The organism is Achromobacter sp. JD417 (assembly GCF_041879325.1).
GTDB lineage: Bacteria > Pseudomonadota > Gammaproteobacteria > Burkholderiales > Burkholderiaceae_B > Achromobacter > Achromobacter mucicolens.
Genome location: NZ_CP087159.1, coordinates 785,861 through 799,067, shown reverse-complemented (window position 1 = coordinate 799,067; position 13,207 = coordinate 785,861). Strand labels below are relative to the sequence as shown.

Here is a 13,207-nt window from a genome sequence, read left to right as displayed (position 1 = left end):
GAATCAATGGTGGAGGTGAACGGGATCGAACCGATGACATCCTGCTTGCAAAGCAGGCGCTCTCCCAGCTGAGCTACACCCCCATATTTCGCTTGCCGCGAAATACCTGGTGGGTCTGGTTGGATTCGAACCAACGACCCCCGCCTTATCAAGACGGTGCTCTAACCGACTGAGCTACAGACCCAAAACCTTCTCGGATCAGTAGTCAGGAAGCTGAAGACCTAGGGAAGATTCCCTCGACCCAAGCCTACAACTGATCCCAGCTATATCAAACAACCGATAAGAGTGGACGCTTAACACGAGCACGTAAGCTCTGAAAGGAGGTGATCCAGCCGCACCTTCCGATACGGCTACCTTGTTACGACTTCACCCCAGTCATGAATCCTACCGTGGTAATCGCCCTCCTTGCGGTTAGGCTAACTACTTCTGGTAAAACCCACTCCCATGGTGTGACGGGCGGTGTGTACAAGACCCGGGAACGTATTCACCGCGACATGCTGATCCGCGATTACTAGCGATTCCGACTTCACGCAGTCGAGTTGCAGACTGCGATCCGGACTACGATCGGGTTTCTGGGATTGGCTCCCCCTCGCGGGTTGGCGACCCTCTGTCCCGACCATTGTATGACGTGTGAAGCCCTACCCATAAGGGCCATGAGGACTTGACGTCATCCCCACCTTCCTCCGGTTTGTCACCGGCAGTCTCATTAGAGTGCCCTTTCGTAGCAACTAATGACAAGGGTTGCGCTCGTTGCGGGACTTAACCCAACATCTCACGACACGAGCTGACGACAGCCATGCAGCACCTGTGTTCCGGTTCTCTTGCGAGCACTGCCAAATCTCTTCGGCATTCCAGACATGTCAAGGGTAGGTAAGGTTTTTCGCGTTGCATCGAATTAATCCACATCATCCACCGCTTGTGCGGGTCCCCGTCAATTCCTTTGAGTTTTAATCTTGCGACCGTACTCCCCAGGCGGTCAACTTCACGCGTTAGCTGCGCTACCAAGGCCCGAAGGCCCCAACAGCTAGTTGACATCGTTTAGGGCGTGGACTACCAGGGTATCTAATCCTGTTTGCTCCCCACGCTTTCGTGCATGAGCGTCAGTGTTATCCCAGGAGGCTGCCTTCGCCATCGGTGTTCCTCCGCATATCTACGCATTTCACTGCTACACGCGGAATTCCACCTCCCTCTGACACACTCTAGCTCGGTAGTTAAAAATGCAGTTCCAAAGTTAAGCTCTGGGATTTCACATCTTTCTTTCCGAACCGCCTGCGCACGCTTTACGCCCAGTAATTCCGATTAACGCTTGCACCCTACGTATTACCGCGGCTGCTGGCACGTAGTTAGCCGGTGCTTATTCTGCAGGTACCGTCAGTTTCCCGGGGTATTAACCCGGAACGTTTCTTTCCTGCCAAAAGTGCTTTACAACCCGAAGGCCTTCATCGCACACGCGGGATGGCTGGATCAGGGTTTCCCCCATTGTCCAAAATTCCCCACTGCTGCCTCCCGTAGGAGTCTGGGCCGTGTCTCAGTCCCAGTGTGGCTGGTCGTCCTCTCAAACCAGCTACGGATCGTCGCCTTGGTGAGCCGTTACCCCACCAACTAGCTAATCCGATATCGGCCGCTCTAATAGTGCAAGGTCTTGCGATCCCCTGCTTTCCCCCGTAGGGCGTATGCGGTATTAGCTACGCTTTCGCGTAGTTATCCCCCGCTACTAGGCACGTTCCGATACATTACTCACCCGTTCGCCACTCGCCACCAGACCGAAGTCCGTGCTGCCGTTCGACTTGCATGTGTAAGGCATCCCGCTAGCGTTCAATCTGAGCCAGGATCAAACTCTTCAGTTTAATCTCTGTATTTGTTTCGTATTCTTGGTCTGAATAAATCCAAACCAGGTCATACGTCGCTACTCAAAGGAAGTGAGGTATGTTCTTAAACTTGACGTCTAAGGTACTTCACTTCTAGTGAGCACTTGATTTCTTGTGCTTGCGATAAGGCCGAAACCCAATCGCTGCACTCGCATCAAGCGCCCACACTTATCGGTTGTTTAGTTGTTAAAGAGCGGTACTGCTAAATTCTGTACTACTGGTTTCTGCCCCCAACTTCGGCTAACTTCGCGCTTGCGTCGTCGCTGTCGTTGCAGCAGAGAAGCGAGATTATGAAGAAGTTTTTATCGCTTGTCAAGTCAGCTTCGCTTTTTGCGCTTTACGCAATTGCGTCACTTACTTGCGGCGACCTCTTCAGGTCTCGCCAGGACTTTCGTCCTGCCCTAGCAGCTATCGAAATGTCAGGATAAACCCTGATTTTTCGGTAGCAGCCAAGCCCGTAACTATATCACCATTTTTGCAGCGATTGCAACCGGCTTCTGCCTAATTTGCACTCTGTCCTGCATCGCCGCCGAGCTGGAGAATCTCCTTCGGCTGCATGGAACATAGGTTCTCACTAAAAACAAACCCCCACAGGCTTACCTGTGGGGGTTTGCGCAATAAAAGCCTGACGATGACCTACTTTCACAGACGTCCGTCCACTATCATCGGCGCAAAGGCGTTTCACTGTCCTGTTCGGGATGGGAAGGAGTGGGACCACCTTGCTATGGTCGTCAGGCGTAACTGGTTGAGCAGTTGCGGGGTAGGCAACAGCTCCAATCTTGGAAGAAGCGCAACGCGTGGCGATCAGAGCCTGGGGCTCGATGATCGGCGCACGGTGGGGTGTAATTGTGTTGGCTGGCTGCTGACGGTGCAGCCAGTATTTTGTATTGAACGACACTTGGAACGCTATATCACCAGGTCAATAACCATCAGTGTTATAGGATCAAGCCTCACGGGCAATTAGTATCGGTTAGCTTAACGCATTACTGCGCTTCCACACCCGACCTATCAACGTCCTGGTCTCGAACGACCCTTCAGGGGGATCAAGTCCCCGGGATACCTAATCTTCAGACGAGTTTCCCGCTTAGATGCCTTCAGCGGTTATCTCTTCCGTACTTAGCTACCCGGCAATGCCATTGGCATGACAACCGGTACACCAGAGGTACGTCCACTCCGGTCCTCTCGTACTAGGAGCAGGCTCCGTCAAGTATCCAACGCCCACGGCAGATAGGGACCAAACTGTCTCACGACGTTTTAAACCCAGCTCACGTACCTCTTTAAATGGCGAACAGCCATACCCTTGGGACCGGCTACAGCCCCAGGATGAGATGAGCCGACATCGAGGTGCCAAACACCGCCGTCGATATGAACTCTTGGGCGGTATCAGCCTGTTATCCCCAGAGTACCTTTTATCCGTTGAGCGATGGCCCTTCCATTCAGAACCACCGGATCACTATGTCCTGCTTTCGCACCTGTTCGACTTGTCAGTCTCACAGTCAAGCACGCTTATGCCATTGCACTATCAGCACGATTTCCGACCGTACCTAGCGTACCTTCGAACTCCTCCGTTACACTTTGGGAGGAGACCGCCCCAGTCAAACTGCCCACCATGCACTGTCCCCGATCCGGATAACGGACCAAGGTTAGAACCGCAAAAAAACCAGGGTGGTATTTCAAGGATGGCTCCACGTGATCTAGCGACCACGCTTCAAAGCCTCCCACCTATCCTACACAGGCCGGTTCACAGTCCAATGCAAAGCTACAGTAAAGGTTCATGGGGTCTTTCCGTCTAGCCGCGGGTAGATTGCATCATCACAAACACTTCAACTTCGCTGAGTCTCAGGAGGAGACAGTGTGGCCATCGTTACGCCATTCGTGCAGGTCGGAACTTACCCGACAAGGAATTTCGCTACCTTAGGACCGTTATAGTTACGGCCGCCGTTTACCGGGGCTTCGATCAAGAGCTTGCACCCCATCACTTAACCTTCCGGCACCGGGCAGGCGTCACACCCTATACGTCGACTTTCGTCTTTGCAGAGTGCTGTGTTTTTAATAAACAGTCGCAGCCACCGATTCTCTGCGACCCCATCATGCTAAGCGCGCAGGCGCTTCACACTACCGGGGTATACCTTCTCCCGAAGTTACGGTATCAATTTGCCGAGTTCCTTCTCCTGAGTTCTCTCAAGCGCCTTGGAATATTCATCCCGTCCACCTGTGTCGGTTTGCGGTACGGTCTCGTACAGCTGAAGCTTAGAGGCTTTTCTTGGAACCACTTCCGATCACTTCGCAAGCAATGCTCGCTCGTGCCACACCCTTGATTTACGCGCCCGGATTTGCCTAAGCGCCATCTTCGATGCAGCAACAGGGACATCCAACACCCTGATGATTTTCCGCGATCCGTCCCCCCATCGCACTGTACGACGGTGCTGGAATATTAACCAGCTTCCCATCAGCTACGCATCTCTGCCTCGCCTTAGGGGCCGACTCACCCTGCGCCGATGAACGTTGCGCAGGAAACCTTGGACTTACGGCGAGGGGGCTTTTCACCCCCTTTATCGCTACTCATGTCAGCATTCGCACTTCTGATACCTCCAGCAGCCTTTACAAGCCACCTTCGCAGGCTTACAGAACGCTCTCCTACCGCGTGCACTAAAAGTGCACACCCGCAGCTTCGGTTTATCGCTTAGCCCCGTTACATCTTCCGCGCAGGACGACTCGATCAGTGAGCTATTACGCTTTCTTTAAAGGATGGCTGCTTCTAAGCCAACCTCCTGACTGTCTATGCCTTCCCACTTCGTTTCCCACTTAGCGATAATTCGGGACCTTAGCTGGCGGTCTGGGTTGTTTCCCTCTTGAGTCCGGACGTTAGCACCCGGTGCTCTGTCTCCCAAGCTGTACTTGCGGGTATTCGGAGTTTGCCATAGTTTGGTAAGTCGCCATGACCCCCTAGCTATAACAGTGCTCTACCCCCCGCAGTAATACTTGAGGCACTACCTAAATAGTTTTCGGAGAGAACCAGCTATTTCCAGATTTGTTTAGCCTTTCACCCCTATCCACAGCTCATCCCCTAATTTTTCAACATTAGTGGGTTCGGTCCTCCAGCACGTGTTACCGTGCCTTCAACCTGGCCATGGATAGATCATCTGGTTTCGGGTCTACACCCAGCGACTGAATCGCCCTATTCGGACTCGCTTTCGCTACGGCTTCCCTATTCGGTTAACCTTGCCACTGAATGTAAGTCGCTGACCCATTATACAAAAGGTACGCAGTCACCCCACAAGGAGGCTCCTACTGTTTGTATGCATACGGTTTCAGGATCTATTTCACTCCCCTTCCGGGGTTCTTTTCGCCTTTCCCTCACGGTACTGGTTCACTATCGGTCGATCACGAGTATTTAGCCTTGGAGGATGGTCCCCCCATCTTCAAACAGGATTTCACGTGTCCCGCCCTACTTGTCTTACGCTTAGTTCCACACACAGAATTTCGTCTACAGGGCTATCACCTGCTACGGCCGGACTTTCCATTCCGTTCGACTATCCTGCGTGCTAAAACGTAAAGGCTCATCCGATTTCGCTCGCCACTACTTTCGGAATCTCGGTTGATTTCTTTTCCTCGAGCTACTGAGATGTTTCAGTTCACCCGGTTCGCTTCCACTAGCCTATGTATTCAGCTAGGGATACTGCATTGCTGCAGTGGGTTTCCCCATTCGGATATCTGCGGATCAAAGCTTGTTTGCCAGCTCCCCGCAGCTTTTCGCAGGCTACTACGTCCTTCATCGCCTGTGATCGCCAAGGCATCCACCATATGCACTTAGTCGCTTGATCCTATAACGCTGTAGGCTATAGGACCTGAGTATTAGCGTTTGTGCCGTTCATAAGTTTCAAAGCAGTCTGAGGCTTATCACCCCAGTCTTGAGAACTTGGAACAAAAAATAATGCAATCACAACCCGTGCCCATCTTCATCAGCAACGCTGATTACTTGATGAACACATTTTCGTTGTGCTTCTTCCAGATTGTTAAAGAACAAATATAGCTGTTGGGTAAAACCCAACTGATAGCGCTGCAAGCAGCGCTATCAGTTAGTTTCTACGCTGCGCCAAACCTAGACGCCAGCTACAACAAACAACCGATAAGAGTGGACGCTTAACACGAGCACGTAAGCTCTGAAAGGAGGTGATCCAGCCGCACCTTCCGATACGGCTACCTTGTTACGACTTCACCCCAGTCATGAATCCTACCGTGGTAATCGCCCTCCTTGCGGTTAGGCTAACTACTTCTGGTAAAACCCACTCCCATGGTGTGACGGGCGGTGTGTACAAGACCCGGGAACGTATTCACCGCGACATGCTGATCCGCGATTACTAGCGATTCCGACTTCACGCAGTCGAGTTGCAGACTGCGATCCGGACTACGATCGGGTTTCTGGGATTGGCTCCCCCTCGCGGGTTGGCGACCCTCTGTCCCGACCATTGTATGACGTGTGAAGCCCTACCCATAAGGGCCATGAGGACTTGACGTCATCCCCACCTTCCTCCGGTTTGTCACCGGCAGTCTCATTAGAGTGCCCTTTCGTAGCAACTAATGACAAGGGTTGCGCTCGTTGCGGGACTTAACCCAACATCTCACGACACGAGCTGACGACAGCCATGCAGCACCTGTGTTCCGGTTCTCTTGCGAGCACTGCCAAATCTCTTCGGCATTCCAGACATGTCAAGGGTAGGTAAGGTTTTTCGCGTTGCATCGAATTAATCCACATCATCCACCGCTTGTGCGGGTCCCCGTCAATTCCTTTGAGTTTTAATCTTGCGACCGTACTCCCCAGGCGGTCAACTTCACGCGTTAGCTGCGCTACCAAGGCCCGAAGGCCCCAACAGCTAGTTGACATCGTTTAGGGCGTGGACTACCAGGGTATCTAATCCTGTTTGCTCCCCACGCTTTCGTGCATGAGCGTCAGTGTTATCCCAGGAGGCTGCCTTCGCCATCGGTGTTCCTCCGCATATCTACGCATTTCACTGCTACACGCGGAATTCCACCTCCCTCTGACACACTCTAGCTCGGTAGTTAAAAATGCAGTTCCAAAGTTAAGCTCTGGGATTTCACATCTTTCTTTCCGAACCGCCTGCGCACGCTTTACGCCCAGTAATTCCGATTAACGCTTGCACCCTACGTATTACCGCGGCTGCTGGCACGTAGTTAGCCGGTGCTTATTCTGCAGGTACCGTCAGTTTCCCGGGGTATTAACCCGGAACGTTTCTTTCCTGCCAAAAGTGCTTTACAACCCGAAGGCCTTCATCGCACACGCGGGATGGCTGGATCAGGGTTTCCCCCATTGTCCAAAATTCCCCACTGCTGCCTCCCGTAGGAGTCTGGGCCGTGTCTCAGTCCCAGTGTGGCTGGTCGTCCTCTCAAACCAGCTACGGATCGTCGCCTTGGTGAGCCGTTACCCCACCAACTAGCTAATCCGATATCGGCCGCTCTAATAGTGCAAGGTCTTGCGATCCCCTGCTTTCCCCCGTAGGGCGTATGCGGTATTAGCTACGCTTTCGCGTAGTTATCCCCCGCTACTAGGCACGTTCCGATACATTACTCACCCGTTCGCCACTCGCCACCAGACCGAAGTCCGTGCTGCCGTTCGACTTGCATGTGTAAGGCATCCCGCTAGCGTTCAATCTGAGCCAGGATCAAACTCTTCAGTTTAATCTCTGTATTTGTTTCGTATTCTTGGTCTGAATAAATCCAAACCAGGTCATACGTCGCTACTCAAAGGAAGTGAGGTATGTTCTTAAACTTGACGTCTAAGGTACTTCACTTCTAGTGAGCACTTGATTTCTTGTGCTTGCGATAAGGCCGAAACCTAATCGCTGCACTCGCATCAAGCGCCCACACTTATCGGTTGTTTAATTGTTAAAGAGCGGCACTGCTAAAACTTCAAATCGCGGCGCTGATTTCTCAGCGCTTAGCGACTATCGAAACGTCAGGGTAAACCCTAATTTTTCGGCAACCGCCAAGCCCTCTACTATAACACAGCTTTTGCAGATTGTGCAACCGGCTTCTGCCTGATTTGCACCCTATCTTGCAACCCCGCTTGCTTTGCAAGCAGCTTCGGAAACCCGAAGGCCGGTTACCGCACAGGTGGCTGAAATTCAGTTTCGGGGTAAACCCTGATTCGTCATCACCAGCCAAGCCCAAGACTATAGCACAATTTTTGCAGATCTTGCAACTGGCTTCTGCCTGATTTGCGTCGATCTTTGCAATAACCGCTTGGCGCCGTTTCCAGCTGCTTTTGCGGCAGATCTGCCCTTGGGCTGACCTGTTGCACTTGCTTGGCTTCGCTGTTCGGAACTGCGTGAGCAGCGAAGGAGCGAGACTATAGCACAGAAATTCTGCGTGTGTAGCCAGCATGACACCCATTTTGCAGAAATATGATTCTTTTAGGGGACGCACCGCGATCAGCCTGCGGGGCGGCGCTCCTTCGCTCCCCTATATATAGGGAAGTGACTCCAGGCCCCTCTATATATAAGCAGTTGCGAGCCAGTGCGATCACAACCCGCCCGTCTAGGCTGGGCAAGACCGGAGCGAGTGGTGCCAACCGACTGGCATGCAACATCCCGCCGCTTCAACGGCCCGGGCCGGCAGGCGCACCGCGCCGCGCTATCTATATACGAAGTTCCGTCGTTTCCTTGATCTGCTGCAGGGCGAAGAAGGAGCGCATGTCCACGACGGCAGGGTGGCGCATGAGCGTGTCCATGGCGAAACGGGAGAAATGCGCCAGGTCGGCGACCTGGATGCGCATCAGGTAGTCCATGTCACCTGACATGGCGTAGCACTCGACGACCTCCGGCCACAGCTGGACGTCGCGCGCGAAGTCGCTCATGGGCGCGTGACTGGAGCCGCTGTGCTTGTTCAGGCGGATATTTACGTAAGCGAGCAGCCCCAGCCCGACTTTGGCCGCGTCGATGAGCGCCACGTATTTCTTGATGAAGCCCTGCTCTTCCAGGCGCCGCACCCGGCGCAAGCAGGGGCTGGGTGACAGGGAGACGCGGTCCGCCAGTTCCTGGTTGCTGAGGCGCCCGTCCCGCTGCAGCTCGGCAAGAATCCTTAGATCTGTCCTATCAAGCTCAATTGCAGACATTTTCAACCCCTTGATCACAATATTGGGCAATATTATTGCCGAAACCACGTGCTTTTGCGCCATGTTTGCAATTGTCTGCCCACCCTTCCTACCTACAATCTGCGTCTAGACTTGAAGAACAAGTCGTCCACTTAAAACATGCAAGGGAGCAGACTTATGAGCAGCGCTTTCCAACCCTGGGACAACCCGATGGGCACCGCCGGGTTCGAGTTCATTGAATATGCCGCGCCGGACCCCGCCGCGCTGCGCAAGGTGTTTGAACTGCTGGGATTCAAGGCCATTGCCAAGCATCGCCACAAGGACGTGACCCTGTACCGTCAAGGCGGCGTGAATTTCCTGATCAACGCCGAGCCCGATTCCTTTGCCCAGCGCTTTGCCCGTCTGCATGGCCCTTCGATCTGTGCGATTGGCTTTCGCGTGCAGGACGCCAATGCCGCCTACAAGCGCGCGCTGGAACTTGGTGCCTGGGGTTTCGACTCCCATAGCGGCCCGATGGAACTGAACATCCCCGCGATCAAGGGCATCGGCGATTCGCTGATCTATCTGGTGGACCGCTGGGCCGGCAAGGAAGGCCACGGCGGCATTGGCGACATCAGCATCTATGACGTGGACTTCATTCCGCTGGATCCGGCCAACGCGCAGACCGACGTCAACTGGCGCGGCGCGGGTCTGACGTTGGTGGACCACCTGACGCACAACGTGCACAAGGGCCGCATGGCCGAGTGGTCGGAGTTCTACGAGCGCCTGTTCAACTTCCGGGAAGTCCGGTACTTCGACATCGAGGGCAAGGTGACGGGTGTGAAGTCCAAGGCGATGACCTCGCCTTGCGGCAATATCCGCATCCCCATCAACGAGGAAGGCACCGACGAGAAGGGCCAGATTCAGGAGTACCTGGATCTGTACCGCGGCGAGGGCATTCAGCACATCGCCATGGCAACCGATGACATTTATGCCACGGTGGAAGCGCTGCGCAAGACCGGCGTCGTGTTCCTGGACACGCCGGAGACCTACTACGAACTGCTGGATCGGCGCCTGCCGAACCACGGCGAGGACGTGGCGCGCCTGCAGAAGAATCGCATCTTGCTGGACGGCGCGCCGGGTGGCGGACTGCTGCTGCAGATCTTTACCGAAAACCAGATCGGCCCGATCTTTTTCGAGATCATTCAGCGCAAGGGCAATGACGGCTTTGGCGAGGGCAACTTCAAGGCCCTGTTCGAATCGATCGAGCTGGACCAGATGCGCCGCGGTGTTTTGAAGACCGTGGAATAACGCTTGAAGACAGGCGCCTGGCGTGCGTCGACATAGCCTGTTCAAACCCCGCTGAGTGGCGGGGTTTTTCTTTGAGCGCGCGTCGAGCTGACCCGCGCCGCATCAAGAAAAGCACCGCGCAGGGAAAGACCCCGCATGAAAAAAGGCCCCGCAGCGGTCGGCGCAACGCGTGTCTGCCGTACAGGGCCTTCGGTCAGGCGAAGTGATTGCCGCCGCTTAGCGCTTCAGGCGATCCTGGAATTGCTTGCGGAACTTGGCGACCTTGGGTGCGATCACGAACTGGCAATAGCCTTGCTCGGGATGCAAGGCGAAATAATTGCTGTGATAGTCCTCGGCCTGCCAGAAATGCGCCGGCGCCAGCAGCTTGGTGACGATGGGCGCATCGTAGATTTTTTGCGCCTCGACCTCGGCGATGATGGCCTCGGCCTGCTCACGCTGCGATTCGTTTTGCCAGAAGATGGCCGATTCGTACTGCGGGCCAATGTCGTTGCCCTGGCGCCCCGGCGTGGTGGGATCGTGGGTGGCGAAAAAGACGCGCAGCAGATCGCTGTACGAGAGTTCGGCGGGATCGAACTCGATGCGGGCGACTTCGATGTGGCCGGTGTCCTTGCCGCAGACCTGTTCGTAGCTGGGATTGTCGACGTGTCCGCCGCTGTAGCCCGGCAACACGCTTTTGACTCCGCGCAGGTCGGCAAACACTGCTTCGACGCACCAGAAGCAACCGCCGCCAAGAACGGCGACTTCATTGCCCGGTGATGGTTGTTCTGCCATGACGATTCCTTTGCATTAGGCGGCCGCTGCGTGCGGCCCGCGCCCCCGGCTCGATACCGGGGCATGAAAATAAGACTACTGCTTTGCCGGCGCCAGCGACAAGATCCATTCGGACAAGGCGCGGGCGTCTTCGGGCGATACATGAGTCTGAGCGGGCATGGGCACCGCGCCCCAGGCGCCGCGACCACCGCTACGGATCTTGCCCGCCAGGTAATCGACCATGGCGTCGCCCTGCCCCGCGTATCGCTGCGCCACGCTCATCAAGGGCGGCCCGACCCGCTTGGCTTCCACCTGATGACAGGCCATGCAGGCCTTGCTCTTGGCCAGGTCCAGGCCAGTGGTTTGCGCATGCGCCGCGCCAGCGTTCAGGACGCCGGCCGCGGCCAACGACAGACTAATCTTCAAAAGCATCGGTTACTGCCCCACGGCTGGCGGTGCTGGCGAGCTTGCCGAACTTGGCAAGCACACCGCGTGTATAACGCGGCTTGGGCTGGACCCAGGCCTGACGACGAGCCGCCATTTCTTCGTCGCTGATGTTGAGCTGCAGCAGCAGCTTGTGGGCATCGATGGTAACCGAATCGCCTTCCTGGATCAGCGCGATGGGACCGCCCACATACGCCTCTGGTGCGACGTGTCCCACGACCATGCCCCAGGTACCGCCGGAAAAACGTCCGTCGGTGATGAGCCCGACGGTTTCGCCCAGCCCTTGTCCCACGAGCGCCGAGGTGGGCGCGAGCATTTCGCGCATGCCCGGGCCGCCCTTCGGGCCTTCGTAGCGGATCACGACGACGTCGCCGTCGCGGATCTGCTGGGCCATGATGGCCGTCATGGCATCGTCCTCCGAGTCGAACACGCGTGCGGGGCCCGTGATGACGGGGTTCTTCAGGCCGGTGATCTTGGCGACGCACCCTTCGGGCGAGAGATTTCCCTTCAGAATGGCGAGGTGGCCCTGCGGATAGAGCGCGCGGTCGATGGGCATGATGACATCCTGGTCCGCGCGGGGCGCGTCAGGCACGTCCGCGAGCGTTTCCGCGATGGTCTTGCCGGTGATAGTGATGCATTCGCCATGCAGCAGCCCGGCATTGAGCAGGAGCTTCATGACTTGCGGAATGCCGCCGGCGCGATGCAAGTCGGTGGCCACGTACTTGCCGGACGGCTTCAGGTCGCACAGCACGGGCACGCGCCGGCGGATGCGTTCAAAGTCGTCGATGGTCCACGGCACTTCGGCCGCGTGCGCGATGGCCAGGAAATGCAGCACCGCATTGGTGGAGCCGCCCGTGGCCATGATGACGGACACGGCGTTCTCGATGGATTCGCGGGTGATGATGTCGCGCGGGCGCAGGTTGCGCTTGACCGCGTCGACGAGCACACGCGCGGACTCGGCGGCCGAAGTGACCTTTTCCTCGTCTTCGTTGGCCATCGTGCTGGAATACGGCAGACTCATGCCCATGGCTTCGAATGCTGAGCTCATCGTATTGGCGGTGTACATGCCGCCGCAAGAGCCCGAGCCGGGAATCGCGCATTTCTCGATCTGCTTGAAGTCCTCTTCGGGCATGCGGCCCATGGTGTATTCGCCGACGGCCTCGAACACGGACACGATGGTGAGGTCGTTGCCCTTGTAGCGGCCGGGCTTGATGGTTCCACCGTAGACATAGATGCCGGGCACGTTGGTGCGCGCCAGGGCGATCATGCCGCCAGGCATGTTCTTGTCGCATCCGCCGATGACGACGACGCCGTCCATCCATTGGCCCTGCGCGGCGGTTTCGATGCAGTCGGCGATGACCTCGCGCGACACCAGCGAGTACTTCATGCCTTCGGTGCCCATGGACATGCCATCGGAAATGGTGGGCGTGCCGAACACCTGGGGATTGGCGCGCGAGGCGCGGATCGCGTCGATGGCGGCGTCGGCCAACCGCTGCAAGCCGCTATTACAGGGCGTGATCGTCGAATGGCCGTTGGCCACGCCGATCATGGGGTTTTCGAAATCGGCCTCTTTGTAGCCCAGCGCGTAGTACATGGCGCGATTGGGCGCGCGCGCGACGCCTTGGGTGATATGGCGGGAACGTTCGTTGTGCGGCATGGTCAGTGTCTCCTGTCGGCCGTCGGGGCGCGGACATGGCGAACGCACCCGGGGAAGCTGGCTCGCTTGGCATGCGAATCTTCAGTG

Annotated in this window: 5 protein-coding genes, 2 tRNA genes and 4 rRNA genes; 1 reads left to right on the top strand and 10 read right to left on the bottom strand. The window is 56.1% G+C overall.

What is annotated here, in order from left to right; genetic code table 11:
- Positions 1-7 precede the first annotated feature (7 nt).
- The 7 genes from LN047_RS03630 to LN047_RS03600 all read right to left on the bottom strand — a co-directional run bounded on the left by LN047_RS03630 (position 8) and on the right by LN047_RS03600 (position 9,000).
- A tRNA-Ala gene (locus LN047_RS03630) sits at positions 8-83 on the bottom strand.
- A gap of 24 nt (positions 84-107) precedes the next feature.
- Positions 108-184: transfer RNA gene (locus LN047_RS03625), tRNA-Ile, on the bottom strand.
- A 132-nt stretch (positions 185-316) separates the two neighbouring features.
- A 16S ribosomal RNA gene (locus tag LN047_RS03620) occupies positions 317-1,847 on the bottom strand.
- 644 nt (positions 1,848-2,491) lie between these two features.
- A 5S ribosomal RNA gene (gene rrf / locus LN047_RS03615) occupies positions 2,492-2,604 on the bottom strand.
- A gap of 203 nt (positions 2,605-2,807) precedes the next feature.
- Positions 2,808-5,692: ribosomal RNA gene (locus LN047_RS03610) — 23S ribosomal RNA — on the bottom strand.
- A 342-nt stretch (positions 5,693-6,034) separates the two neighbouring features.
- Positions 6,035-7,565, bottom strand: a 16S ribosomal RNA gene (locus LN047_RS03605).
- Together the 16S, 23S and 5S rRNA genes with 2 tRNA genes alongside form the textbook arrangement of a ribosomal RNA operon.
- A gap of 958 nt (positions 7,566-8,523) precedes the next feature.
- Positions 8,524-9,000: an Lrp/AsnC family transcriptional regulator gene (locus LN047_RS03600; RefSeq protein WP_056327939.1), complete on the bottom strand. Its 477-nt coding sequence runs from the start codon at positions 8,998-9,000 to the stop codon at positions 8,524-8,526.
- 156 nt (positions 9,001-9,156) lie between these two features.
- Between LN047_RS03600 and hppD the strand changes: the two genes are divergently transcribed.
- Entirely contained in the window at positions 9,157-10,269 is a 1,113-nt protein-coding gene (gene hppD, locus LN047_RS03595; RefSeq protein ID WP_062840947.1) for a 4-hydroxyphenylpyruvate dioxygenase, read from the top strand.
- Between the two features lie 216 nt (positions 10,270-10,485).
- Here hppD and msrA read toward each other — a convergent pair whose 3' ends face one another.
- From msrA to ilvD, 3 genes are all read right to left on the bottom strand, one after another.
- Positions 10,486-11,040, bottom strand: a complete 555-nt coding sequence (gene msrA / locus LN047_RS03590) for a peptide-methionine (S)-S-oxide reductase MsrA (RefSeq protein WP_271264182.1) — start codon at positions 11,038-11,040, stop codon at positions 10,486-10,488.
- A gap of 75 nt (positions 11,041-11,115) precedes the next feature.
- The gene (locus tag LN047_RS03585) at positions 11,116-11,451 is read right to left on the bottom strand and encodes a c-type cytochrome (RefSeq protein WP_373981171.1); all 336 of its coding nucleotides are present in this window, start codon (positions 11,449-11,451) and stop codon (positions 11,116-11,118) included.
- Positions 11,435-13,120: a dihydroxy-acid dehydratase gene (gene ilvD / locus LN047_RS03580; protein ID WP_152383384.1), complete on the bottom strand. Its 1,686-nt coding sequence runs from the start codon at positions 13,118-13,120 to the stop codon at positions 11,435-11,437. The genes LN047_RS03585 and ilvD overlap by 17 nt, the downstream gene beginning before the upstream one ends.
- Positions 13,121-13,207 lie beyond the last annotated feature (87 nt).